Source organism: Pirellulales bacterium (genome assembly GCA_019636345.1).
Taxonomy (GTDB): domain Bacteria; phylum Planctomycetota; class Planctomycetia; order Pirellulales; family Lacipirellulaceae.
Genome location: JAHBXQ010000001.1, coordinates 320,541 through 347,098 on the forward strand (window position 1 = coordinate 320,541; position 26,558 = coordinate 347,098).

Annotated in this window: 18 protein-coding genes; 4 read left to right on the forward strand and 14 right to left on the reverse strand. The window is 60.9% G+C overall.

Annotated features, from left to right (window positions below):
• Positions 1-126 precede the first annotated feature (126 nt).
• The 5 genes from KF688_01165 to KF688_01185 all read right to left on the reverse strand — a co-directional run bounded on the left by KF688_01165 (position 127) and on the right by KF688_01185 (position 9,199).
• On the reverse strand, positions 127-2,856 hold the full coding sequence (locus tag KF688_01165) for a type IV secretion system DNA-binding domain-containing protein (GenBank protein ID MBX3424263.1): 2,730 nt from the start codon (positions 2,854-2,856) through the stop codon (positions 127-129).
• A complete protein-coding gene (locus KF688_01170) occupies positions 2,853-5,678 on the reverse strand; it encodes a relaxase domain-containing protein (protein ID MBX3424264.1) in 2,826 nt (941 codons plus the stop codon). Before KF688_01170 ends, KF688_01165 begins: the two co-directional genes overlap by 4 nt.
• Positions 5,679-5,683: 5 nt before the next feature.
• The gene (locus tag KF688_01175; protein ID MBX3424265.1) at positions 5,684-6,028 is read right to left on the reverse strand and encodes a hypothetical protein; all 345 of its coding nucleotides are present in this window, start codon (positions 6,026-6,028) and stop codon (positions 5,684-5,686) included.
• A gap of 698 nt (positions 6,029-6,726) precedes the next feature.
• Positions 6,727-7,014, reverse strand: a complete 288-nt coding sequence (locus KF688_01180) for a hypothetical protein (GenBank protein ID MBX3424266.1) — start codon at positions 7,012-7,014, stop codon at positions 6,727-6,729.
• A gap of 1,786 nt (positions 7,015-8,800) precedes the next feature.
• Positions 8,801-9,199 (reverse strand): hypothetical protein, encoded by a 399-nt coding sequence (locus KF688_01185; protein MBX3424267.1) that lies wholly within the window; start codon positions 9,197-9,199, stop codon positions 8,801-8,803.
• Between the two features lie 342 nt (positions 9,200-9,541).
• On the opposite strand from KF688_01185, the gene KF688_01190 reads away from it, so the two are divergent.
• The 3 genes from KF688_01190 to KF688_01200 all read left to right on the forward strand — a co-directional run bounded on the left by KF688_01190 (position 9,542) and on the right by KF688_01200 (position 12,157).
• Positions 9,542-10,309: a hypothetical protein gene (locus KF688_01190; protein ID MBX3424268.1), complete on the forward strand. Its 768-nt coding sequence runs from the start codon at positions 9,542-9,544 to the stop codon at positions 10,307-10,309.
• Positions 10,310-10,937: 628 nt separating this feature from the next.
• Positions 10,938-11,237 carry a helix-turn-helix transcriptional regulator gene (locus tag KF688_01195; protein MBX3424269.1) on the forward strand — a complete coding sequence of 100 codons (300 nt, stop codon included), beginning with the start codon at positions 10,938-10,940 and terminating at the stop codon, positions 11,235-11,237.
• 227 nt (positions 11,238-11,464) lie between these two features.
• A complete protein-coding gene (locus KF688_01200) occupies positions 11,465-12,157 on the forward strand; it encodes a hypothetical protein (protein MBX3424270.1) in 693 nt (230 codons plus the stop codon).
• A gap of 380 nt (positions 12,158-12,537) precedes the next feature.
• Here the strand turns inward: KF688_01200 and KF688_01205 are convergent, their stop codons facing one another.
• From KF688_01205 to KF688_01225, 5 genes are all read right to left on the reverse strand, one after another.
• On the reverse strand, positions 12,538-12,942 hold the full coding sequence (locus tag KF688_01205) for a hypothetical protein (GenBank protein ID MBX3424271.1): 405 nt from the start codon (positions 12,940-12,942) through the stop codon (positions 12,538-12,540).
• A gap of 62 nt (positions 12,943-13,004) precedes the next feature.
• A complete protein-coding gene (locus tag KF688_01210; GenBank protein MBX3424272.1) occupies positions 13,005-13,289 on the reverse strand; it encodes a helix-turn-helix domain-containing protein in 285 nt (94 codons plus the stop codon).
• A 563-nt stretch (positions 13,290-13,852) separates the two neighbouring features.
• The gene (locus KF688_01215; protein ID MBX3424273.1) at positions 13,853-14,665 is read right to left on the reverse strand and encodes a hypothetical protein; all 813 of its coding nucleotides are present in this window, start codon (positions 14,663-14,665) and stop codon (positions 13,853-13,855) included.
• A 418-nt stretch (positions 14,666-15,083) separates the two neighbouring features.
• Entirely contained in the window at positions 15,084-15,359 is a 276-nt protein-coding gene (locus tag KF688_01220; GenBank protein MBX3424274.1) for a hypothetical protein, read from the reverse strand.
• A gap of 141 nt (positions 15,360-15,500) precedes the next feature.
• Positions 15,501-16,451 carry a ParA family protein gene (locus KF688_01225; protein MBX3424275.1) on the reverse strand — a complete coding sequence of 317 codons (951 nt, stop codon included), beginning with the start codon at positions 16,449-16,451 and terminating at the stop codon, positions 15,501-15,503.
• A 386-nt stretch (positions 16,452-16,837) separates the two neighbouring features.
• Here KF688_01225 and KF688_01230 point away from each other — a divergent pair, with 386 nt between their 5' ends.
• A complete protein-coding gene (locus tag KF688_01230; protein ID MBX3424276.1) occupies positions 16,838-18,100 on the forward strand; it encodes a hypothetical protein in 1,263 nt (420 codons plus the stop codon).
• 549 nt (positions 18,101-18,649) lie between these two features.
• Here the strand turns inward: KF688_01230 and KF688_01235 are convergent.
• The 4 genes from KF688_01235 to KF688_01250 all read right to left on the reverse strand — a co-directional run bounded on the left by KF688_01235 (position 18,650) and on the right by KF688_01250 (position 26,545).
• On the reverse strand, positions 18,650-21,100 hold the full coding sequence (locus KF688_01235) for a heavy metal translocating P-type ATPase (GenBank protein ID MBX3424277.1): 2,451 nt from the start codon (positions 21,098-21,100) through the stop codon (positions 18,650-18,652).
• Positions 21,101-21,198: 98 nt separating this feature from the next.
• Positions 21,199-22,665 (reverse strand): trypsin-like peptidase domain-containing protein, encoded by a 1,467-nt coding sequence (locus tag KF688_01240; protein ID MBX3424278.1) that lies wholly within the window; start codon positions 22,663-22,665, stop codon positions 21,199-21,201.
• A gap of 122 nt (positions 22,666-22,787) precedes the next feature.
• Positions 22,788-23,306, reverse strand: coding sequence for a hypothetical protein (locus KF688_01245; GenBank protein ID MBX3424279.1), 519 nt, complete (start codon positions 23,304-23,306; stop codon positions 22,788-22,790).
• A 62-nt stretch (positions 23,307-23,368) separates the two neighbouring features.
• A complete protein-coding gene (locus KF688_01250) occupies positions 23,369-26,545 on the reverse strand; it encodes an efflux RND transporter permease subunit (GenBank protein MBX3424280.1) in 3,177 nt (1,058 codons plus the stop codon).
• Positions 26,546-26,558 lie beyond the last annotated feature (13 nt).

The following is a 26,558-nucleotide window of genomic DNA, read 5'->3' on the forward strand; positions in this document are numbered from 1 at the left end:
CGCTTTCTCCAAGCAAGATTCAGCGGCGCACGAGCGGCTCGCCGAGTTTCCGACGGTTGCACGTAATGAATTGTAATAGTTGTTGACTCACGCATGTAGCCATCCCCGCCTTGCTACCGATGGGCCTCAGAAGTCGGGTTCGACAATCTCGTGTGCGGTTGCGTCGTCAGACTTGTCTTCTGGCTCCGCGTCACCACGCAGGGTCGCCAGCAGCTTCGGCGGCAGCCGGAGGCGGCTGATGTCTTGCGCTTCCCACTCGGGAAGATAGTCGAGCTGCTCCTCGGTCTTCTCGTGTTCTTCGTTGCGAGGCGGCGGAGGAAGCGGATCTTGCCTGCCGTCGCCCGCGAGCACGTCCTTCCACATGCCGCCGTTAATTTCAGGGTCGGACTTAATGAAGGCGTGGAAACCTCCTTCAGGCGAGCCGCTCGGCAGGTCCGCAAAACCGCTCGGCGGCACCAGGTCGGTCTCGTGGTCGCTGGTTGTCTCCGAGGAGCTGGCCGAGGTGCTGGCGTCGCGTCCCGCGTTCAAGGTCGAGCCGGTTGTCAGGTTGGTCTTAGTGCGCCAGCCTTTACCGAAGAACTTCGACGACCAGGTGGCCAACTCGCTGTCGCACCGCAGCAGCGCCTTGTTGCCAAGTCCCATCAAGAAGCCTGCGTGCTTCTCGTTGGTGGCGGCCGCCTTTTGCTCAAACTTCAGCGCGTTCATCGTCGCGAGCACTAGCACTAGCCCCTTGGAGCGTCCCTTGTCCGCGATGCCGCTCAGCTCGTCGAGGTCAGCCATCATCTGTGCCTCGTCGATAAACAGCCAAGTGATCGGATTTTCGACCTCCGGACCGTCGAGCAGTTTGTCGGCCGCCAGGCGGATCAGGCCGCGATAGTACGAAGCCAGCACGTCGGCCGCCTGATGGCTCCCCGTCATCAGCAGGACCGGGGGTTCGCTCGGGACGCGACGGGCCCAATCCAGAACGGAAAAGTAGCGACCTTCCGCTTCGGCTTCCTTCGAAGCGCACGCCAGGGGAACGAAGTCATCGAGGTAAGCAATCAAGGTCTGGACGATGTTCCCCTTCGTCGTCCGGGTCTGGCTCAACAGCCGCTTGAAGCGGCGGCCACCGGGGCTTTGGCCAAGCACCGCGTCAAGGCTGTCGCAGCAGAGGCAGGCGGTAAGCACGTCCCGCAACCCCCACGACTCGGCCTGTCTGGAGAACGTCTCGACGATGGCCTGGAACAGGACCCGGCTGATTTTCGGCCAGAAGGGGTCCCGTGAGTCGTCCGGAAAGAGCATGTCGGCGAAGCGTCGGGTGGAGAGGACCCCGAGGTCACGCGAAATATTCCAAGCGGCTCCTCTGTCATCAAACGGATTGATGATCTTGTACAGTGACTCATTAGCGGCGCCATACGAGTCGTCGAGCATGGTCACAAAGTCGCCCTTGGGGTCGTGGATCAGCACCCGCACACGCGGGTCCTGCAACGCCCGTTCGAGGACTTGCAGCAGCAGTTCCTTCATGAAGACCGATTTGCCGGAGCCGATATTCCCGTGAAAGAAGAAGTGCTGCGCGACATGCGACTCGCGGAGAGGGGCCCCGCCGAACCGAATCGCAGGGAGATTGACGGGGCGCCGATAGTCGGAGGCGATCAGTTGGTCCGCACGCTGCCGGTCGGCAAGCGAAAGCTCGCCAGGGATGGGCTCGGCTAGGTCTCCACGGTTGAGACGAAAGTCCTCCTCCAGTTTCGCGACGTACGCAAACCGACCGAACCCATCAGGGGCGCCGTCGTGGATTGGTTCCCACGAGTAGCGGACTTCTTTCCACTCGTCGCCGGTATGAAGCACCGTCCATGCAAAATGGCGCTCCCAGTAGTAGCCGAGAAAATCGACCTGAACGGTGTTGCCCCACTGCGAGACGACGATTTGTCCCCACGTGAATTTCTGGACGCCCCCCGGGTTGAGCAGCAGGTAGTGTCGCCCCAGAAGCGTCACCTGCCTGCTTTCCGTCAGCTCGACCGACTCAATCGGCAGCCGGTCTCCTAGCAGCCACCCCCCCAGCTTGATGTGGTCGAGGATGACGCTGGTACCTAGTGCGTGCGTCGTACAGTGATACTGGGAGAGATTAAGCGGGCGAAACGGCTGGTGTTTACTCCATAGAGGTTCCGGAGAGGTTCTAACCTCAGCCCAGCCCCGGTTTTCGTCGTAGACCCAGATAGCCGTTTTTTCACCGAAGCGGTCGAAGGTTCGCAGTCTCAGGTTCAATTGAGCGACGAAGCCATCGGGGGCCGACTTAGTCAAGAACAGCTCGGACCCGTCGGCCAGCGTGTAGGTCCTTCCAAACTCCAGGACTCTCGCCTCGTCGTCGGAAAGGACGACTCGACCGCCTCGATCAAGCCTAATCGGGTAGTCGTATAAGTCCGCCTGATGGGACCCAAACAACTCGACGACAGCGTCGGGGTCGACGATCAATCTCGCGACTCCCTCTTCCTCCGTGCCGTGTGGCTTCGGTGTCGAACTCGTCGGCGGATGCTTCGCCCCGATAGGCGCATACTCGATGCGATACCACACTCCGAACTCGTGAAGATAGGTGACCGCCTCGTGCGAGTCCGAGCGGTGAACGTCGATCTGATACCGACCATCGCCCCGAGGACCCGCCATCACGGCGGCGCCGTCCGTAAGTAGAGCGTGCGAAGGCAATCGGCCAAGTGAAACGCGACCCGCTTTGGTTTCAACTTCGACGCGGCCGTCGGCGTGCAGGTGTAGTTGAGGCTCAACAGCCGAGGTGACCGGCCAGCGCGCGTGAAGTCGCCTGCTATACGCCACAAGCTCGATGGGTAAACGAGTGTCGGAAGCAACTTGTGGTGGCGCGCTCATCGCTCAAGCTCCAGCGACCGCTCTTTCTCCTGCTCTTCGTTTGCGACCTCCTTCTCGCGGTCGAGCCCGAACACTTTCCGTCGCGTCCGCGACATCACTCGCGTGAGGTGACACTGCTTCAAGGATTCTTTTCCCTCGAAGACGTGCTTGAGCTTCTTGTCGTACTCCTCTTGCTGCTGGTCGTCCCGTTCAAGCTCGGCTTTGCTGCGGAGCGACAGCAGCGTGAGTTCGGCGCCCGCCTCACCTTCGCTGGTGAACAGCTCAGTCTTCTCGGATGCTCGCGAGAACTGCACGTAGGACAGCTCACGGTCCTGAGCGGGTCCTCCGGCCAGTACGTAGATGTTCTCAAACGTGCTGCCCTGCGCGGCGTGGGTCGTGACGGCGTACCCCAAGGCGATTTCCGCCTTGCGAATCGCTTTGAAAAGCGGGGGTCGTCCCTCCTCGGGACGCGTCATCACCTCCAACGGCACGTCGAGCGTCCGGCCGTCGTCCATCGCCACGCGGATGCACTTGGCGAACGGATTGATGGAGAGAACCGTGCCGAACTGGCCGCGGTTGATTTGCTCGCGACGCGACACTTGTTTCTTGAGCCAAGTGTTCTTCGCGAAGTCCTCCACGACCTCGCCAACCGTTTCGGCGTCTCTATAGAAGTGGAGCGACTCGCGGAAGTGGACGCGGTCACCGGCGTACAACTTCTGCCCCTCGTGATTCGTGACGGCCGCCCCCAAGGTCCGTTGAACGGCGCCCAATCGCTCGGCCTGGAGCATCTCGTTGAGCGACCTGCGTTGCTCGTGCGTGCCGACGAGCACTTGGTTCTCCGCCGGGTCCCTCACCCCCTGTTCTTTCCACCGCGAGACGAGTTCTTCCATCGCTTCCCGTTCGGTCGCGCGGACGTGGACGCGTCCCCGCTCGGCGAGACTCCGCAGGGCGAGGTCCGCCTTGCCGCTCGCCAGGTTCACCGCGACCTCCACGTCCTCGGCTTGCTTCTGCCGCCAGACCTCGGTCAAGCGTTCTCCCGGTACAGCCCGGCTTGTGACGGTGAAGGCCCCGCCGTGGCCAATCGCCTGACATTGCTTCTCGTCGCCAACAAGACAGACGAGCGTCCCCTTCGCGCGCGCCAGGGACGCCAATCGGTAGAGCGAAGGGGTCTCGACCATCGCGGCTTCGTCGATGACGAGCACCGTGTTGGCGTCTAGCTGGGGAGTCTTCTTCTGGTCGGCTGAGTCGCGATGCGGCTCGCTCGCAGCCTTCGCGTTGTCGTGGAGCCATTTCGCGACGGTGAACGACTCGATCCCCGAGCTGTTCTCCAGCTCAAGCACAGCTCGCCCGGCGAGGGCGGCGCCGACGACCCGGCATCCCTCCTTCTCCCACGCGGTCTTCGCCGTGCGGAGCACGGTCGTCTTGCCGGTCCCCGCGTCCCCCGTCAGCACACGGACGCCACCCGCCACTTCGCCGCGCCGGGTCAGACCCTGGGTCAGGTAAGAGACCGCAAACCGCTGCTCCTCGGAGAGCGTGTGCTCCGTGGTCGACTCCTCGTTCTCGCGGAACACCGTGCGGAGCGTCGAGTTCTCTAGGCGATGGTGCGGGTCGCTGGCGCTCTGCTGGACGAGCGACGAGTACTCCCACTCCCCCTTGAGCACGCCTTGGGTCGACAGCACCCGCGATAGCTTTTCCTCGCCCAAGCTCACCAGCTCCCCCGACACGATTTCTTCTTGGACGAGCGTCTCGATCTCTTTCGCGGAAACCCCTTGCGTCTGGAGCAGATTGGCGAGTTCGCGGTGCAGCTCGCGGACGGGGAACGAGCCCATCTCGCCCGCAAGCTCCTCGGCCGCCTCACGCAGAGCCAGGGCAGAGTCCTCCCGCGTGTAGGACGTTGCTAGCATCTTGCCCGTGACCTCTTTGAGGGTCTCGGTGGTGACGCCGAACGCTTTCAGCTCTTCCTTCCACTCCTCGAAGAGTTTGGGGCGGCTGACTTCTGCTTTCTCCGTCCGAGTCGATAGGGTCGCAATCTCGGCGGCTTCAGCCGTCTCGAATCCGACCTGCCGCAACTGCTCCTCGATCTTCTCGCGCCGTTTGGAGTAATGTTCGCAGGCCTCCTTCGCGATGCCTTCGATGACAAACGAGAACCCGTTGTCGTCCATCGAGAGCTGAACGCCGAGCCGCCGGGCGAGTTGGGCCGCCAGCTCGGCTCGGTAGATGGCCCCGGCCGCCATCTTGTGGTCGAACAGCGGGCTCTCTACGTCGAGGATGCGTCCTTCGTCATCCTTGACCACGCGGCCGTAGAGTGTGCCGGTCGTGCCATCGCTTCGGACGCAAGCGTTGGCGATGACGCAGTGCGTGTGCAGGTGCGGGTCGCCCGCTCGCGAAGTGGCGTGCTCAAAAGTCGCAACGACCAGCTTCGCGTGCTCAACCTCCGAGCCTTGTTTGCCTCGCCGGGTATACGCGGCGTTCCGCTCTAGGTACTCGATGCCCGCCCGAACCGCTTCGGCCTGGCACTTCTGGATTTCTTGCTGGACTTCCTGCGGGGCGGCCGCCCACAACACCGACACCGACTTGGGGGCCGAGAAGGTGAAGTCGAGCCCCGACTGCCGAGTCGGCTTGCCCGCGTTCTGGACCAGCTTGGTCTCGTGGTCGAGCGGGGAGAACCCGCGAAGCAACGACTTCAGCGCGTCGCGGTGGACCTTCTTGCAGTCCAGGGCGAAATGCACAGCCCCTGACCCCAACCAGCGGCCGGGCGGCTCGCCCCCCTTGGTGTAGTACTCGTCTCGGGCGAGGTCCGTGAAGTACTTCCCGTCTCCAGTTACGACGCTCGCAGAGAGCATGGCGGCTACTCCATCGACTTGGTCTTCGCGGCGATCCGGTCGATGACCGCCTTCGTCTCGGCCGAATCGAGCGGCTTGGTGGCGTGCAGGTTCCCGGCGAGGAAGGCCGCCAGCCGCTCCATCTCTTTTCTGGTCTCCTGGTGCTCGAAGCGGACGCTCTCGATGACCGATTCGTCCGCGAGGGCCTTCGCGATGAGCTTCCTGACCGCGTCGCTACGGGTCTCAATGCCGTGCAGCTCCATGTAGGCGCGGAGCTTCCGATAGGTTTCCAGCGGCAGCTTGCCTTGGACGTTCTCCATCGGTTCCATCTGAAAAACGCTCTCCATTAGATACGTGGCAAAGCCCATCATGGCAACAGGTTACCGCGTTGCCAGCGTGTCGGCGTATACGCATTGTATCCGCGTATTCGACCTTGGGAAGCAGGGCCTCTTAGGCAATCACTGGCCCCCCGGCATACCGGCAGGTGCAACGGGTGTGCAGCGGAGAGAGGCTCGACGATGGAGGCATTTATGCCTTCTTCGGTGAGACACTCGGAGCACTTCTTGCGGTCGAGCGATGAGCGAGACTTTGACGCGTGCAGCGGAAAACCTCGGCGGCCCTGGACGCCGAGGCGCCCAAGCTGGTCGGAACAGCTCGGCCCTAGCCGGGCCCGACCAGCTTGTCATTTTTTTCGTAGTGGCCCTCCCAAGAGGGCCACGAAGCCACTCGCAGGCCCTAGCCTAATAGCGAGTGACGTTTTGGTGAGCGGTAGGAAGCTTGCTGAGTACCGCCCTAGAAAGGACAGACAGGACCGCCGCTCAAAGAGCGGACAGGCCTGACAGCAATCCAGTTATCCACATGCCGAGGCCTGGGAGGGACCGCAAGATTCCGGCAGGGTCGAGGCTTGTATGAAAGAGGATGAGCCCGACGCCGGATGGCGTAGGGCGCGGCGGCCGAACAAGCAGTGTTTGAAGGCTGGCATGGGGGGCCAGTGAGAGAAGGGTTCACTAGCAGGAAGTGAGCCAAACGGCCCCGAGCTGGTCGAGGCCGTCTGGCTGAGGCATGGAGGCTACGAAGCTCCGTTCTCGCCGTTCGACTCGCCGTTCTGCGAGTGCATCCACGTGTGGGCGAGGTCCGCGACCTTGGCGACCAACAGCAGGTCTTCGCGGCCGAAGCTCGTGGACTCTCGCCAGCCCTTGTCCTTCGGACCCTCCCGCTGCTCTTCATCAACGCGGTAGAGCCGGGTCAGCGTCGCGTTGAAGCGTTCGCCGTTTTCGGTCTCGTTCCGCCAGATGGTCGCCTTGATGCGGCCGAGTCGGACTTCGTGGATGGGCTGGTTCTTGGTTTGCTCAGTCATCTTTGTTTCTCCTTAGAAAGTGGGCGACCCATTCGCCCTTCGTAATCGATGAGGGCAATGGCGTCGCCCACGAGGAGAAACTTGAGAACGAAACGAACAGAGCGGCTCCCCCGCGGAAAATAGCAGCGGGGGTGACAAGGGCCGGGAGCGCAGCGAGGCCCTTGGCGACGCCGTTGCTCCGCGGGCTAGGGAGCCTCTTTAGCAAGAACGTTCGAAGAAGATGGCCTGCAAACCAAGAATCGGCGTCCGCAAGAGTCCATCGAGCCGCCTAGGCGAACCCTGGGAACGAGCGGGCCAACGTCACGCGGGGCGAGCCGGTGGGACGCCGTTTGATTTGCAGGGGGAGAAAGGGCATGGTTGGGGGTTCGCGACGAGGCCGACGTGCCTGGTCGCTCATGTCGTGCTCACCAAACGTGACGCACTCACTGACGGCGGAAGAGACCGCGGTAAAGGAGCGGGTGACTCCCCTCCCTAAGCGTGTTGGCCTAACCAGCCGAGGTCGTTCTCGACCGCTCTTCGCCGGTAGAGCCGGATGCCTCGAAAGGGGCTTGTCCGTGCTCGATGGGTGCTCCGCTGACTAATCCTTGTGCCTTTGTATCGCACAAGAGTAATCCAGTGGTTCGACCCAATTCGCCCGACCGTCCGCCAGGACGGTCCAGACACGGGCGACGCAGAAAGACCTGGCGTTGAGATTGTCGCTCAACGCAAGGCCGTCTTGCTGGAAGTGGTGACCCGGTCTAACGGACCGGCTAATCCACCCGAGGGGGATGACGGGGCCCTTGGCCTCCTTCAACCTCGGCCGAGCCGTGGACCCGGCGTTCGGCGACGAACGCCGCCGCTCGTAGGTTGCGAGCGGGCATCCGGGAGAAAAGCCCGGAGCGGAAAGAGCTCAAGCGGAGAAAGGGGGGCAACCCCTTCTCGGTCAGTATCTCGAAAGACGCAGCCAGTAGGTTCGGGGCAGCCGACAGGCGACCCCGGACGGCGAACAGCCCTCGACGGGACGGTAAGCGGCAGTTTGTGTGTTTTGGCCGCTGAAATGTTGGCTCCCATTTTGGAGTCAACGAAAGTGCGACCGGGGGGACCCGGCACGCACCGTTGAGACCTCTGCGGAGGTTCAGGTCCGCTGTCTAACGGGCAGCTAGCCACGTGAGTCGAGATGCAGATGGCAAGACTAATGCGGGAAGCGGTTCCCTTGCCGCCGTCGTGGTGACGGCGGGGCGACGCGTAACCGGCGTCGAGTCAGAGAGAACCGTGGGAGTGGGCGCCAAGTAGAAGCGGTCGAATGTTCGAAGCAGCGCTTCGAGCAAACGACCGGCGGAGGATGGGCTGGAGCAGGTCCAGACCCGTTTGAGCTTCCGGCTAGTCACCGGAAGGAGTCCTCAACGACGAAAGGCGTGACCGGCCAGTGGCAATCGAGCCGAGGCCGTCAGTGAGTTCGCCAAGGGCCCCGGAGTCTCAGGACACCGGGGCCCTTCTTGGCGGAGCGAGGAGCGACGCGGACGCGTGCGAGCTTCCCTGGTGGGTTGCTAGCGAGTGTCGGCGAGCCGATAGCGAGCGACCGAGTGCGACGAGCAATGGTATCGCAAGCAGGATAGGGTTTTGATTCGCGGAGCGAATCAGTATGGATTTGGACGAAGTTCCATAGGAAACACACACGGGAGCGAGGGAAGGCTCACGCGTGTGATGGAAAGGAGGGTTGGCAGACCGAAGGTTTTCTAAGCGGTCTTTGTGCGTTTGGGCCGGAACACAAACGCACCTCCGTTTCCGTTGCGGGCGGTATGGCGCCTCAGGAGTAGTACCCACCAAACGCCATCGCGTCACAGTCGGAAACGTTGTTCGGCAGTTCGTGGTCCGGCAGATTCGGTGCGTACCCGCGGACATGCACCACGCCTTGGTGGAAGCTGTAGAAGGCAATGAGCTTGCCAACCCCAAGCGAATAGATACTGCCGTGCTCTGGGGCCAGCCGGTGATGCACTTGAGCCGCATCGTGGTGCTTACGGATGGCGACGACGGTCATGGCGAAGAGCTCCCCAGCGGAGGCGGCTGCGACCTCAGCCCAGTAGTCGATATAGCTTTCTATGCCAGAGAGGCATCGGATCTCCACGTTCGCTGGCAGCGGCTGGTGGGCCGAGAGCATCTCGGCGGAAAGTGCTTCGGGGTGTTCAGGACTTGCTTGTCTTTGCATAGGGTTACTCCTCGGTTACGACGTTATGGAGGGCGGGTAACGAGAAGGTTCTCGGAGTTGGTCAAGAGCAGAGGTCTGAGCGAAGCGAGGAAAGCTCTTGACCAATTCCGGGGTTCTCTCGTCCCACAGCCCTCCACGTCGTGACCGAGGAGGAACAAGATGAGACAGCAGGTTCTGAACGCCCCGAAGAATCCAAGTGACTTGGCCGAGGGCTCCGGTCGGTTATTAGTCACCGTAGAGGGCGATGGAGCCATAACAGCGTTGCACGCCATTGGCTGCGGGCGAACCGCCGCCGAAGTAGGAGCAAAGTGCCGGAAGGCGTCCGCCATCGAAGGATGATGATTGAGAGAAGACTATCGCTACCTGGCAGCGAGCCGGGAAGGCTTCATTCAGCAAGTGGCGACAAGCTACGTCAACCGTGGCTACCGCTTCTTCGTGCCCGTCTGGATTCCCGACGGCAAGGAACCGGAGCGAGTCGACGAGAAGCTCATCGGCTGGTACGGCGTGGCGATGGACTCCGGCAAACGGTTCCGCCGCAAGGACAAGGGCCTGGCGAACCTCCAGTACATCCGCTTCGGTCGCTTCGCGCTCCTACTCGCAACGCAAGGCCAGCACGAGTTCTTCGAGTGCGAGGCGGGGAACATCCGCGATTGCTGGAAGGTACCCATTATCGCCCTCGGCTACTCCATCAAGTACGTGCAGGGCGGGAACGTCTTGAAACGGACTCAGGCGAACCCACTTGGTAGCCCCGAGCGAGACCGGAAGCACCGCGTGCGTGTTCAGATTGCCCGCAGTCTCTACACACAGCTCACGGCGGAGTTGGTCGGCCAGGCCTGCTGCCGACGAGAAGAATGGTTCCGCTGGCGATTCTGGAACCTCGGCTTCGAACCGTACGCCCCGGTCCGCAAGCAGATGCTCGAACTGCTCCGTCGCGTGAACTCGAAGCGAAAGGCTTCGGGACTCTCTATCATCCCCGCCGACGTCATCCGTTTTCGTCGACGGATCGTGAAGCCGTTTGAGTCAACGGTCGCGAGCACGGCGGAGTTGGCGGAGGTCATCGAAACAAGATCCATTCAGCGAGGGCACATCAACCAGCTGTCACGAAGCTGAAGAGCCGGGTCCGACGGCATGCAACCGGGAAGTTGTGGTCGCTAACACTGCGATATATGGGATGCGTCTTCGACCATTCTTGTCTCTGACCGTCTAGCAACGGTCTCGTGAGTACACCCGGTTGCGATTCCCCGGCCAGCGATCGCCACCGACGGCCAACGAGCCGCCGCTCCCGCCAGTTGCGAAGGCCGCCCAACCCGGTTCTTCGGTGAAGTCGGCGTGAAAGCTCCCCTTCCAAGCGGCGGGTCGCCGTCCAGGATGGCCACCGCGGGAGGGGCCCGCGGCGCCCGCCCGGCCCGGTCCGTGCCAGCGCGAGGGCGGCAGCCACCCAGTCCGAGATCCCGGCCCTGCCCCGCAGGTCCTCACTGCGGCGTTCACGCTCCCGATGACATCGCTTAGAATGACAGCAGCCCTCGCGCGAAAGCGCCTGGGCCGACAATCCGAACTGACGCGCGAGCGTCAAAGCGCTGCTTCCGCGAAAACCGCCAAATTCTCAATAGAGAGGCAGTGCCTTGAAGCCGCGCCCCGAAAGGGGCGCCGGCCAGGGCACGTTCTCTATACCCCTTGGCGGGGGTTCGCGGAGCGTACTTGGTTCGGCGCCCTGTTTTTGTTTTCGGGAAGCTGTTCGATGTCCGCCCGCCGTCCTGCCACTGGCAAGAAAACGCCGCCCCCAAAACTCCCCTGTGACGCCGCCACCTGGAAGCGGGTGGCAGAGCGGCTCGCTCTTTCGCCGCAGCAGAAGCGGATCGTCGAGTTGATCCTCTGCGGCAAACAGGACCGCGATATCGCCGAGACCCTGGGGCTTACGGTTCCTACGGTGCGGACCTACCTGACGCGGGTCTTCGCGCGGGTCGGCGTCACCGACCGCATGGACCTCGTGCTCCAGGTTTTCGCACTGGCCGTAGAAGAGGCCGCGGTCCGCAAGTGACATTGCCAGCAATGACACGTGAGTGATGTCATCATTCGCGATGGCTTGCCGGGTCGCTCACGTTGATACAGACTCAGCGCTTCCAACTGACCGTCGCCACAGCAAAGACAACGAAAAAAGTCGGCCCTGCTGCCAGATGTGTTAACGTGGGGACTATCCCAGCGCTAATATTCACGGTGAGCCATCACCACTACGATGTGAACATCGATGAACGGGAGTAACATCTCATGGATAACGCCAAACTAGTGTTGCTGTACGTACCTGCATTATTGTTTGCTGTTTGTTGGGTCGAGCCGGCTTTGGCGCAGAATATCGACTCCGAAGCAATTGAGTGGGTGGTGTTCCCTAACTGGTCACCCGGTGACCGTTCGGGGCAAGGTAGCTCCAGCGAGTTAACGGTAAATGCTTCATTCGACTTATTGTCGGGAGCATTCCTGAGTGGCACTCCGTTCGCTATGAGTAACGGGCTCGCCACTAATCCTGTAGGAAGTGGCCAAAACACGTTTACGCTTCTTTATGAATTTGTGAACCTAGGTGGCCTTCCGGCAGAGGGGATTTTTCAGATTGGTGATCTTGAGCCCGGGTCGTCAATCGTGTTCACGGGACTTGTCGGGGGAGTTGAGACCGCCGTTGACTGGTCAGTTGACATCTTTGAGGTCAATGGCCTCTCAGTCCCACTTCCTACGTGGAACGACGCAACGAATACGCTGTTTGGAAATGTCACATCGAGTTCAGCAATTTCGACACAAGCAAGATTGCAAACAGATATTGCCTTAGACGCCGTACGTCTCGACGTTGTAAGTGGTGCTGGGGATGGTATGGTCATCCGAACCGGTACGGTGCCAATCCCAGAGCCAACTTCACTCACGCTGATTTTCATTGGCTTTCTAGGCATGAGCATGCGACATCGCTCTGCATAGGATGCACTCATCGACGTGCTGTCAGAACGTGCATTAGTGAGCCGGAAACTCTCCCGCTCCTAACCCGTTTTCGGAAAGTCTTTAACGTCGAGGGCCATAATCCTCTGCGTTTTCTGGGGGTAACATCATCGCGACGCGTCATTTCGCGAGATTCAGTTCTTGAAGAGTGCCGCATATTCCTGCTACTTGTGGGGGTACACCCGCGTACGAGTTGAGCAGAAAGGGTTGAGGCTCCGGCGGCGTGCAGCCAAATTCCATAACCTCAAGGAAAGAGAACCTCAAGCCACCTGCGAAACGAAAATGTGGCGTGAAAGGGTTGGTTTGTCAAAGAAGGCGCTAGTCCTTCTTTCCCTGACTGTTCTCCGTAAGTCGTGTACGACTCACCCCACAAAAGGCTCCTCCCCGCACCCCGGACACGACAGGCGCTGCTGCTGCTGGCGATACGCCGCTTCGAGACGCTCTTGCAGCCGCCGGTCGTCGCGGAGGTAGCCGTAGAACTTGCCGCACTGGGAGCAGACGACCCTCGGCGGACGCTGGGAGTCGTCGATGCGCCAGCTCCCGACCAGCCCGCCCTGTTCATTGAAAGCTTGCGGCGTGTGGTCGCATGACTCCGCCGCTTCTGAGCTTTCGCGCGGCGGCGTAGGCGGTCTCTGCCAAGGCGGCTCCGACGGTCCCTCTAGCAAGTCGCACGCGCCGCAGCGCGGACACGAGTCGAGACCGACGGGGCTGTAGAACTTCGCCGTGCAGCGGTGACAAGCGTGATAGACCATGTTCGGTTCTTGCATCGTCTGAGTTCCTCCGGTCGTTGCCCGAATACTCGCTCGGCGGCGAACGGCCTGCGCCGTGCTTACGCCAGGTCGAGCAGTGAGCTGTGAATGTTTGCGGAGCAAGGCTTCGCCTCCGGCTTGAGCCGCCGCTCCTCCCACGCGAGCACGTCGGTGAGCCTTGCGTACCGAATCCGCCCCCGCCGCTCATACGGCAACTCTCCCGACTCCATCGCCTCGACCACGTTCTCGCGCCGCATCCGCTGCAACTTGCGGATCTGCTCGACCGTGAGCCAACGCGGCAAACCTTCCCCGTCCGCCTTCGCGGGCGGCTGAGCGTGGTTCGCGTTGTGCTTTGAGCTACGCATCAACTCGGGCGCCGTCTTCTCAACAAGGAGTCTTGCCAAAGGCTTCTCGCCTGCCGTCGCAGCGTTTCGTCCGTCGGGGCTCACCTCAGGGGCCCCCGGCGGACGAAACGCGAAAGACGGCCAGGCCGTCATCGAGCCACACCGTCTCGCCACCCCCCCCTCCCAACCTGCCGTTGCAGTGCGAGTCCCGAGGGGCGGCGACCGCAGCTCGCGGCTGATGCAAGACTACTCGCGAGCGACCCCGTCGCCCGTGCTTACCGCCAGGCCGCATCGAGCGGCGGCCGAGACCGTGAAAGAGAGCTTTCACACGGCGAATAAAGGCGTTCGCCGAAGGGCTGACGCCTAGCGGAAAATGACGCCCCAGAGCGCCGACATCCGCCTAAACAGATGAGCTACAACGACTTGCAACCCAAAACAAGAATGCTCTTGCCGACGCCCGCTGAGCCGCGAAACAGCAACTCTCCTCGGGTCGAGCGCCACGCCGAGGTCGTAGGGGGCGAAGCGAAAAGGTTGAGGCTCCGGCGGCGTGCAGCCAAATTCCAGAACCTCAAGGGAAGAGAACCTCAGGCGACCTCACTCACTTCGAGCAACTCGACCGATTCGAGCGACTGAAGAATGAGCGTCGAGACCTTCTGCACCCGTTCGAGCGACTTGGAGAGCATCTCCGCGTCCCCCTTGTGCGAGCAGATGTAGTCGGCCGAGTGCTTCATCGCGTTGGCAAGCCCGGCGGCCCGCGTCACGACATAAGCAACCGACTCGGCCTCCAACTCCTTGACGCCACGAGAGAGCTGGAGTCGTTCCACCTTCTTGTGAAGCAGCTCGTGCCCCAGCTCGTGGGCCAAGGTGTTGAACTCCTCCGCGGGCGAAAGCCCTTCCCGTAACCCGATGCGTCCCCCGAGGGAGACACCGTAGGCGTCTGGGAAGAAGTCGTAGAAGACCGCGATGCCAAACGACATCACGACCTGGTGGAGCCGAGCCAGTAGCTCGCCCGGTTCCCCGGAGAGCCGGTTCGGCTCGGGCATCTCCTCCCCGTCGGTCTGCGAGACGTCGAACACATGGACCGCGCGGAAGCCAAATACTTCCCGCTCGTCACTCTCGTCCGCGTCTTTCTTGCCGACCATGGGGGCGAGGATGCAGATCCCCTTCTCACCCTTCTTGACGCTCCGCCCGTGCCGCTTCCAAGCATGGAAGCCCGCCACGAGGGTCGCGTCCGGCTTCTGCCGAGCGATCAGCATGCAGTTCCCGAACGAGTAGTTGTGGAACCGGCTCATCGCATCGAGGTACTTTGCGTACTCCTCGGTGCGCCCCTGCTCAAGCTGGCTCGCCAACTCGGCCAGGGCCTGGTCGCTCATCTTCTTCGCATCATCTTTCTTCATCGCAAGTGCTCCTTTCTCATTGAGCCGACAGACTCAACGAAAACGAGTAAGGAAAGAGCCCGTCGGCGGCGTTCGCCTGGCCTGAGGGCACAAGAGGTCAAGGGGAAGCCTTGGGCCGCAGGCCCAAGCAGCAGCGAGACCCCTCTCGACAGAGAGATAGGGCCGAGCGGCCCTTGACCCTTGTGGCACGATGGGCCAGACGCCGGAGACGGACGTCAGAGAGAACCTTCTGAGCGAACGCTCAGAACCTTCGAAAGCTAGCTAGGTGCTGCACGCCGCCAGCCTCGTGCAATCGCCATCGGTCGGCGACTCGGCGAGACTCGCCAGCGGTGTCGGTTCTACTCGCAACAAGAAAATGGAAGCGGGACGATCAGCCCACAACCTGCAACCACGGCGGAAGGCTAGCAGCTTCATCGAGCTACTCAACTTCCTCCCGCTCCCCAGGGGATGCGGAAGCAGTTGAAAAGAGTTCAGCCAACACCAGGGCGGCCGCGTGGTCGGCGTCCTTGGTGGGCACAGGGAGTGAAGCGTTTACTCGCCGCCGCTCTCGCCAAAGCTCGGCGAGCGTTGTGAGCAGTCCCCGCACCACGGTGCTCCGGTTGACCGGCAGCCCGGTCCGCCGCCGGATGGCGGGCACGATCTCATAGCCCAGCAACTCATCCAGCTCGGGCGGGATCGCGAACTCACGACGCACGTTGCACGGCTTGCTCCTCGTGGGAGACTCGGCAGGCGGCGATGACGGCGGCGCCACGCAAGCACGCGCCGCATGCAGCAGGTCGGAAGCCACGGCGCTCGACGGCGTCCCATTCGAAAGACCCTTGGCCATACGCACCCCCTAGTTCAGCACTTTAAGTTTGGCGGGGGCGTTGACCTCCAAAGCGGGCAGCAGGTCAACCGCAGGACGCACCAGCGAACGGACGTGCTCTGGGATGCGGAAAGCGAGCGGGTCGAGCTGGCCCGCCAGGAACTGCGGGCGGTTCGCGACGCGGTGCTCGACCTCGGCAGCCAGGCGGCGATACTGCCGCACGATTAGGTGCCCCCGACACTCGTAACGCTGGAAGACGGTCTTGCCCATCGCCGATGACTCGGGCAACACGGCCGCCTGCGAGATCGACGTGTCGAGTTCCCTCCCCGGCAGCGCCGAAGCGACGAGCCGTTCGACTTCCTCGCGGCTGCGACGGACCCGGCGGTCGACGCACGAGAGCAGGATGCCGAGCACTTCGAGCTTGTGGTTGCGGTAGCGACGCACGTCGTTGATGTCGCGGAACGCCTCGGTCAGCCCCTCGACCGACAGGTGATGGGGGAAGGCCGAGAGCAGAATCCACTCCGCCTCGGAGTACGCGGCGATGGTGGCGATCGAGCGGGCCGCCGGGGGCGTGTCGAGCAGGATGTAGTCGTACGACTTGCGGGCGTCGCGCAGCGGCTGCTCCAAGAGCCGCGTCGTGTCGACGAACTTGGAGACCCGTTTCTCGAGCTCCGCCAGTTCGGTGCGTGCGGCGACCAGCTCCACCCCATCGGGCATCCCCTCACGGATGGCGAGCGACGCCAAGTCGTCTTCGCCGCAGAGCAGTTCCAGCGTTCCGGCGTAGCTCGCCGGGGGGACGCCCAGGTGCTTGGTGGCGCCCGCGTGCGGGTCGAGGTCGATAAGCAGCACCATCCGGCCCCGCTCCCCGAGCGCCGCCGCCAGGTGACAGGCGTTGGTGCTCTTGCCGACGCCCCCTTTTTGGTTGCCGATAACGATGGTGGTCGCCAACGGGTCGTGAAGTATCGAGTCGTGCTCTCCCATACTGGTTCTCCTTCAATGCCTGAGGAGTGAGTAGCACGACCGCGGGCCGGATGGCAACAGGCGAAACGGAACCCCGGACCGCTGGTCGCGACGGGGGTCCGGAGTCCCGGAGCAAGTTGACCTCTTGCGCTGGGATGCGAGACGTTCTTCAATCGTCCGCAAGAGACTGCGCATCAAAGAAAAAGACGCGACGCCCTTGGGGACGTCGCGTGCTGATGCATTTTGAAGGAAACGAAACAGAGCAGGCCCGAGCGAGCGGGTAGGAGCCGTCGAGCGCTCCCGCTGCGTGGTCCTCAGTTGACGCTTCGACGTTCGCACATTTTGCGGGGCGTCGTCAAGCAGCGACCGCACGTCCGCGCCGACTCTGTTCTGTGCAAGGAGCAGAGATGAATAAATCAACCAACCGCGGCCAATTCCGTCCCGCCCCGTGGATGCAGGAAGGCCGAATCGCCGGGGGCTTCGCCTTCATCGACTCGGCCGCCTTGGCCAACGTCTGGCGAAGCTACGAGCGAAACGACCTGAAACTCGTGGATGTCCGCTCGTGGCTGGCGCTGCACGAGATGATGGCGCGACGCCGAGCCGCGACCGAGCGACGCAGACCCACCTACTCGGACCTGGAACTGGCCCGGCTCACCGGGACCCCGGAAGCCCGGAGAGCCAGCAGCTCCCGCAGGCGGCTCATTCATTGTGGGTCGATTGAGTGGAGCGAATCGACGGTTCGCTTCCGACGGCGCGAGGGCGAAGTCATTGGCGGCCGCGCCCGCATTCCCGTGCCGCGACGAGTGCTGCGTCATCTCGCTCGGCAAGGGACGGCGGCCGACGTGGCGACCGTTATCGGGCACGCCGCGCGCTGCCTCTACTATCAACGTGACGCGAAGCAGCTTCGGTCGGGCGGCGCTTGCACGGCGTCATGGGTCGCCCAACAGTTCGGCGTTGGCGAGCGTTCGGTGCATCGCAGCCGTCAGAGGCTCATCGAGCTAGGCTGGCTCAGGCCGGTCGAGGATGGCCGACAAGGGGGCCGTCTGGGGGCGCGGTTTGTCATCGACCTCGCCTGGCGACGGCCCGACCGAGGTCACGAAACGGCAGCCCAACGCGAGGGAAATGACGCCGATTCGGCAGCCCCTACTATTCACCATGAACCCTCTTTGAGGATTCAAAGACCAGAACTCGATGCTGGTGTTTCTACGAAACCGATTCTGAGAAACGTGGTCCCTGCGGACCTCTCCGACCCGAGGCGACTCGAAGCGCTGTTTGAAGAAGCGGGGAAGGCGGGCTTGGTCAGTCGCACCGAGGCGGGAAAGCTCTCGTTCTTCGCCGCCGCCGAGCGGGCGAAGCGTTGCGGCGCCGAGAACCCGTGCGGGTTCTTCGCGGCCATGGTGCGGCGAGGGCTGTGGCGGCACATCGCGGGCGTGGACGAGGACCGGGCCCGTAAACAGATCGCAGCGGCCTACGCGCCGCTCGACGAAGGTCCGCGCCGGAATCAGCGACAGCCTTGGAAGGGAATGGAAGGCTCCCCGGCACGCGTGGCGCCGGGGGCAGATGCCGACAGCGTCGGAATCGGCTACAATCGGGGCTTCCCGAGCGGCGACCGCTCCGGAACAGTGTTCAGCGAGTTGAAGAAAGGATGGGCCCGTAGCTCAGTCGGTTAGAGCAGGGGACTTAACTGCAAGGAGCCTAAACGACCAACCGGTCGCATGGCTTGAAGCAACTGGGTTGCCTTGGCCTTCCCTTGGGAGGGCTTTGGTAGAATTCGTCAAATTCGGGGAAGGCTAAGTCGTAGCGTCGTCTTGGATGCCGCAGCGATAGGCTAATCCCGAGCCAAGCCCGCCGTCACACGCAAGGTGTGGGGGTGGGAAGGTGTAGAGACTGTACGGCGAACTCGTAAAGAGAAGAGACAGTCCAGACCACAAACCCGAAAGGGGCGGCGAAAGCCGTAGCTGGTAAGCATAATCCCTTGGTCGGGGGTTCGAGTCCCTCCGGGCCTACCTTCCTTCCCTCTTGGCGAGAGGCTTTAGCGGTGTCGCGTACCTGCAACGGTGTCCTGGACTCGCGGCCACCTCAGCAAGTTGGCGGTTCGGCAAAGACGCCGAAGCTGGTCCAACTTCATTCAGCTGAAGTGATAGTGAACTCGCATCGGTGTCCTCACCGATGCGGCGAAGTCACCTGCTCCAGCAGCAGGGAATACTATGAGTCCTTTCTCAGCGTTCTGATTGGTAAGCGAGTAATCGCAGCGCGTTAAAGACAACCACTAGCGTGCTGCCTTCGTGGAGGGCCACTGCAGGACCAATGTTGAGCCCGAATATCGTCGCAGGCACGAGGAACGCGACCATGCCGAGACTCATCCATATATTCTGACGGATGATTCGCCGAGTGGCCCGACTGAGTCCGATTGCTAGCGGGAGGTGTTCGAGGTTGTCGGCCATCAGGGCGACATCGGCTGTTTCGAGAGCCACGTCGCTACCGGCCGCCCCCATCGAGATGCCTACCGACGCGGATGCCATGGCGGGGGCGTCGTTGACTCCGTCTCCCACCATTGCGACACCCCCTTCGCCTCGCAGGCGCTCGATCTCGGCGACCTTGTCGTCGGGCATCAGGTCGCCACGGGATTCGTCGACCCCTACCTCTTTAGCGACGGCATCGGCGACTCGCTGGTTGTCGCCCGAGATCATGATCATCCGTTTGATGCCCAGTTCCCGCAGTCGGAGCAGCGTGCGTTTGGACGCTTCGCGCGGCTTGTCCATCAGCCCGATGACGCCCAGGTAACGGTCGCCGCGACGCACGATCATCGTGGTGCGGCCATCGCTCTCCAGCGATTCGACCACTCGACGGATGGCGTCAGGAACTGGAGCGCCACCGACTTCGCTGAACAGCTCGTCTTTACCTATGTAAACAGCCTCCCCTTCGACATTCGCATGAATGCCACGACCTGTGACGCTTTGCAAGTCAGTGGCGTTTGCAACTCGTGACTCGTCAATTCTCGATCGCCCGTCACGAACCACCGCTTTCGCCAAGGGGTGCTTGCTGAGGCTTTCCACAGCAATGGCTGTCAGCAACAAGTCACTTGCGTCAACGCCTTCGGCTGGTCGGACATCGGTTACTTTTGGCTCTCCCGCGGTCAACGTGCCGGTTTTGTCGAAAGCGATCGCGTCGAGGCTGCCAAGACTTTCCAGCGGACCGCCGCCCTTAACCAGGACGCCGCCTCGCGCAGCTCGCGCTACGCCGCTCAGCACCGCACTTGGCGTTGCGATCGCCAATGCGCACGGACTGGCGGCGACGAGGACCGCCATCGCCCGGTAGAACGATTCGCTGAATGACTCGTCCAGCACAAGAGGCGCGAACAAGAGTAGCAGGACGATAGCGATAACCGACGGCACAAAGTAGCGTTCAAACCGCTTGGTGAACTTTTGAGTCGGTGATACCCGTGTTTCCGCTTCACTCACCATCGTTACCACACGGGCAAGTGTATTCTCAGCCGCCGTTTTGGTGACTTGAACTTCGATGGCTCCCGCTTGATTGATCGTGCCTGCGAACACCCGATGCTCGGCGGCAACCGACTCGGGATCGGCGGCGGCGTCATCACGATCGCCCACTGGTTGCTTGTCCACGGGCACACTCTCGCCGGTAATAGGCGCTTGATCGACGCTCGTTTCGCCTTCGATGACGAATCCATCCGCAGGAATGCGTTCATCGGGCTTCACGATCACAATGTCTTCGACTTGAAGCTCTTCGACGGCGATTTCTGTTTCTTGTCCATTTCTACGGACGCGCGCTGTTCGTGGGGCCAGCTCCGAAAGGGCTTCGATCGCCCGTTTGGCTCGACCCATCGCGTAGCCTTCCAGGGCATGACCGATGCTGAACAGAAAGAGCAGCAAGGCGCCTTCCGCCCAGGCCCCCAAAGCTGCGGCGCCTGCGGCTGCGATTAGCATCAGGAAATCGATCTCGAACTTGCCGCTACGAATCTTCTCGATTGCCTCTTTGGCCGTGAAGTAGCCGCCAAAGAAGTACGCAATGATGAACGTAGTAACGGGAATCCATTCATCTACTCCAGTGAATGTTTTAAGCAGCCAGCCAATCAGCAAGAATAGACCGCAGAGAATTGCAAAGAATAGCTCGGTCTTCTGTCCGAAGATGCCACCGTGAGCGTGGTCGTGATCTGCGTGATCGTGGTCCTCTTGATGGCCTTCATCGAATCGTTCTCCAGCGATCGCTGGCTGCGACCTCGACCAGTTGCCAAGCGCCTCGCGGATGACGCTTTCGTTTGCGATGGTTCGATCGAATTCAACTCGCACGCCACCTTCTACTGACACGGCCGCTTCCAGTACGCCATTGACTCGCGCCAGACGCGACTCGATGGCACTCGCCCGTCTTGCGTGCATCGGTTGAAGTTCTGTGTGGTAGTGGCCGAATCGCTGTCCCAGCTCCAGTCCGATCTGTTGAGACAGGTCTCGGACTTCAGCCAGCGACAATACGTTGGGGTTGTAGTGGATACAGAACTCGCCATTGGTGTCCTCTGATGATTCGACCACATGACTTGAGTCGATTCCCTTTTTTGCATCTAGCAATCTTCTCAGGCGATCAACGCAAGCGTCCTGTGAATCGGGCACGTCTGGCAGGACGAAATCAATTTTAAGTCGAGCTTTCTGTGGCATCTAGCGTTCCTGCATTACGTGTTCTTGAGACTACCGCATCCGCCAGTTCCCCAAGGACTCTCAAGAAAGTGGGCCAATCACGATGTCTCTATTACGTATCATCTACCAAGCACCGTTAGGTAGCGTCTCTCGGGTGACTCGATAAGCATCAAAACGGGTTTGTCTCTAGGTAGTTCCTCCGTCACTCGCAGAAAATCGTCCATGTTGCGGATCGCGCGGTCATTGAGTCGCAGAACAACCATCCCAGCAGCGATCCCGTCCTTATAGGCTACTCCTGCGATCTTCACATTCGTGATGAGCACTCCCGTTGTATCCGGTTGATAGCCCAGCAGCTCTGTGGTGTCAGGATGCAGCTCATCGACACACAGCCCGAACCTTTTGCAAAATTCCTGCGGCGGTTCATGTTGGTGAGCCTGCTGAACATGTCTCGAGGGATGTTGACCTTCAGGCCGATGGTCCATAACGATGCTTACGTCTTCTGCGTGTCCATCGCGAAAAACGGTCATCCGATGCGGTTCGCCTGGTGCAGGTTCGTCAACGACCTGTCGCAACGGAGATTGCTCGTCGATCGGCTGGTCGTCGAAATGCGTAATCAGGTCGCCCACCTGCAACTTTGCATTCGCGGCTGGCGTGTTGTCCGCCACGTACATTACGTAGAGGCCACCCGATTTGGGCAGCTCTAACTGACGGGCCATCGCGGGGGAGATAGGCTGTATGTCGCAGCCCATGTAGGCGCCTTCTGGGGCACCCTGTTGCATCAGCTTATCCGCAGCTTGTTTAGCCGCCTTAATTGGGATCGCTAGTCCAATGCCTTGGAACCCGTCATCGACGCCGATGCTGCCTGCGAGCATTCCCACAATCTTCCCCTGCAAGTTCGCAAGTGCCCCACCCGAGCTGCCTGGATTGGAAGAGGCGTCGCTTTGAATCAACGGCGTGGAGTTGAGAGGGGTGTGGCGTTCGGTTGCCGCTACTGTGCCCGTACTAACCGACCTCTCCAGACCGTAAGGATTGCCGACTGAGACAACCCAATCTCCCAATTGCAAGGCATCGGAATTCCCAAGGCTTGCGGCAGGCAGTTCTGCACCGGCTTCTATCCTCAGAACGGCCACATCGCGACCAGAGTCGGAAAGGACCTCGACAGGCTCGAATCGGCGACCATCCGGCAGGGTGACAAAGATGACATCTGCACCGGCAACCACGTGATTGCAAGTTAGGATGACACCAGAGCGGTCGATAATGATCCCAGAACCACGTTCATCGCCTGATACATAAGGAAAATCTGGCGAGGAGTGCGTTTGCCAAATATCTTGGTTTCTTTGCCGTTGTTCATGCAGTCGCCATTGGGGTGTTTCACGCGGCCCTCGCAGTGTCTCGACAAGAACGACACTAGGCGATACCAGCTCTGCTGCGCTGCGAAATTCTTGCGACAGCTCTTTTGCGTGGGACACTTTGCTATTCTCGTGCTGACTATTAGCTTCCTCCGCCCTTGTATAGTGGGAGAGGAGCACAGTCGTCATCATAGCGGATAACAGCGGCACCGAAGCATTAACCGTCAAGTAGTTCATCGTCGGCAATCCATTTCATTGGGTGAATCAAAAACGGGAAAGCGAGTGCGGCAACGAGCGGGGGGCATCCACCGCAGTCTCGCTCTCCCGCCGTAGTCGCAAGACCATTGAGTGATATCGAACTAATGATCATGCCCTTCGTGGTCATGGTCATGCTCGATGACCCCTCGCAACTGTTTGCCTGAAACAGAAACGACCAACTGGGCTTGGACGCCCTCGTGGTCGAGTTCTTCAGCAAGCTCTGCATCGGACGACACAAACCGTGACGATTGACCTGGGGGATCGCCAGCCTCTGGGCTCGCAGCCAAAGAGAACTGCTCTGCTTGCCCATCGTGGCTGAGATTGATCGTCAACTCCTTGGTGTCCACGGGAATGGCTTGCTTTCCGGCAGAGTCTAGGATGTACACGGTGATGGTCCCAGCGTGCTCATCATGCAGGAGTTCGGCGTGGTACTCTTCGTTGCCCAACTCGATGAGAGAGCCGTGGTGTGGGCCCTCCGTGGGATGTTCGTGCGACTCGCCTGTGGCAGCTGATTTTGACGACTGACCGCCGCTCTGGCCTTGTCCACACCCGCTGAGGGTGACGGCTGCGGCAATAATTAAGCACGCGACACTCGCAGAAATGTGAGAATACAAGTTCATGGCTACTCCTTTTCGTGTTAGTCAACAAATAAAATACTCTGCCCGACATGGGCACCCTTGTCTCAGCTTTCCTCTTCTTCAGCTACTAGCTCGACTTGCTGCTGGCCGACTTGGACGACTCGCTGTGCGGCCCCGATTCCCAGAGACCAGAACAGCGCGGGACGCACCAGGAACTCTAGCAGCGTGCTGGTGACCAAACCGCCGATGATGACGGTCGCCACCGGATAGAGGATTTCCTTGCCAGGCTCGCCCGCTGACAGAGCGAGCGGTATCAGACCAATGCCCGAGGTCAATGCCGTCATTAGCACTGGGGCCAGTCGGTCTTTGCCAGCGCGAACTACCATGTCCCGCGACCACGACTCTCCTTCGTACTTGACTAGGTGCAGGTAGTGGTTGATCAGCAAGATGCCGTTGCGGGACGCGATACCGCACAACGAAATGAACCCCACCATGCTGGCAATGGTGAGCGTCTGGCCGGTGAGGTACAGCGACGCCACGCTGCCAATGAACGCCATAGGCAACGCCACCATGACTTGCAGGGCCAGATTGGCTGACCGGAAGAGCTTGTAGAGCACCAAAAACATGGCCACGAGCGAGATGCCGAACAAGATCGCGATCATCCGGGACGCCGACTTCTGGCTCTGAAACTGTCCGCCGTACTCGACAAAGTACCCAGTGGGCAACTCCGCGACGACGGGCTGAAGCTTTTGCTGGATGTCGCCGACCACATCGACTAGGCCACGACCTGAAACGTTGCACTGGACGACGATCCGTCGTCGCACTTGCTCACGGTTGATCGTGTTAGGACCAGCGGCCTTGTAGATTCGAGCCACGTCTTCGAGCTTGACCGTGCCGCCCTGCGGCAATTCGATTCGCAGTCGCCGCAGCGCTTCGACATCCTCCCGAGAATCCTCCCCCAGCCGAACCATCAAGTCGAAAGTGCGTTGACCATCGAGCACTTCAGAGACGACTTCTCCCTGCATCGCGGTTTCTACAAACTCGTTTACGTCAGCGCGTCGCAGTCCAAACATTCGCAGCTTGTCGCCGTCCGCCTCAATGCGTAGCTGTGGAATGATGACCTGCTGCTCAACCTGGAGGTCGCGGATGCCTTCGATACCGGAGATCGCACCCCGTATGCCTTCTGCTTGACGACGCAGTTCATCCAAATCGTCGCCGTAAAGCTTGATGGCGACTTGCGCTTTGACGCCTGACAGCATGTGAGAAATCAGGTGGGCAAGAGGCTGCTCCACAGATACCACGATGCCGGGGATGTCTGCGAGGGCATCGCTCACTTTCTCGATAACCTCCTCTCGCGACCGCTCGGAGTCGGGGCTGACCGTCGCAATGACTTCCGTGACGTTCACCCCTTCGGCGTGCTCGTCGAGTTCCGCCCGTCCCGTCTTGCGTACAAACGTCTTGAGGTCCTCAAACTCGACAAGTCTCGCTTCGACCTTCTTTGCGACCTGGTTGGAAGTCGCGAGAGAAGTTCCGGGGGGCAAGAGCACATTGATTTGCACCGCTCCTTCATTGAACGGCGGCAAAAAGTCGCTTTCTAGTCGGAACATGGCCCAACCGGCGACGGCAGCAGCCGCCAGCGCTAACATCAGCACCATCCACGACAGCCGAAGACTGATTCGGATAACGCCATCAGCAACGGCTTTCAGAACCCGCAGCACGAGCCCATCTTTCTCTTCTCCGGAACCGCCTTGATGGCGGAGCAGCCAGTAGCTCAGGACGGGCGTGACCGTCAGGGATACCAGCAGCGACGAGACGAGTGAGACGATGTACGAGACGCCCATCGGCCGAAACAACTGGCCTTCCATGCCGGTCAGAGCAAACAAAGGCACGAACACAAGCACGACGATGAGTGTGCCGTAGACGATGGAGTTGCGGATCTCAACGCTCGCCTGAAACACCACCAACAGCGGGTTCTTCGGCGACTCGGAATGCCGGTTCTCCCGTAGCCGGCGGAAGATGTTCTCGACGTCAACAATCGCGTCATCGACAAGTTCCCCGATCGCGACGGCCAAACCGCCGAGAGTCATTGTGTTGACCGACAGTCCGAACGCCGCAAATACTATCGCCGTGATGGCGATGGAAAGCGGAATCGCCGTGAGCGTGATAAGCGTTGTTCGCAGGTTCATTAGGAAGATGAAGAGAATGATCACGACCAGCACACCGCCATCGCGGAGTGCTTCAAAGACGTTCTCGATTGCCAGATCGATGAATTCCTTTTGCTGGTACAGCTCCGGCATGATGCGGACATCGCCTGGCAGAGAAGGGGCCATTTCTTCTAGGGCCTTGGTCACCTTGTCGGTGACGACTCGAGTGTCGGCTTGGGGCTGCTTAAGGACAGTCAAGACGACGGCCGGTCCGCCGTTGATCTGCCCCTCGTCGTCGCGCTGGAAGGCCGCGCTGTCTCCCCGCTTGACCTGCGGCCCTTCGACCACATTGGCGACTTGCGATAGCGTGACCGATTGGTTGTCACGCTGCTTGAGGACGATGCCCCTGATTTGCTCGACCGTTTTGACACGCCCGAGCGAGCGGACGAGAAACTCGTTGGGGCCTTGCTCGTCCAGGTATCCGCCAGCAGTGTTTTGATTGCTCTCTTCGAGCGCTTGCTTCACCTCATGCAGCGTTACGCCGTATCTCAGCATGAGGTCGGGATCGACCAGAACTTGAAACTGCTTCCGATCGCCCCCCATCACAATGACCTGGGAGACACCCTCAATCGTGAGGAGCCGTTGCCTGACGACCCAGTCGGCCAGCGTACGAAGTTCAAGCTGAGTTGTGTCCTCTTCGGCCGTCATCCCGATGATCATGATCTGGCCCATGATCGACGAAATGGGCATCAATTGAGGCTTCACATTGGGGGGAAGCCTGTCATTGGCTAACGCCAATCGCTCGGCGACGATCTGCCGGTCGTTGTAGATGTCGGTGCCCCAGTCGAATTCGACATAGATGACAGACAAGCCAATTCCCGACGACGTGCGTACCGCCTGTACGCCTGTCGCCCCGTTAAGCACAGTTTCAATCGGAAACGTGACGAGCGTTTCGACTTCCTCAGGCGCCATGCCCGGCGCCTCGGCCATGACGACAACCCTCGGACGGTTGAGGTTGGGAAACACGTCAATTGTCAACCGCGACGCCTGCCAGGCACCGTAGCCGACCAGGAACACCGCCAGCGCGGCGACGAGCACCCGGTTGTGGAGCGAGAATCGGATGATTGTGTTGAGCACTAGTGGAGTCCTT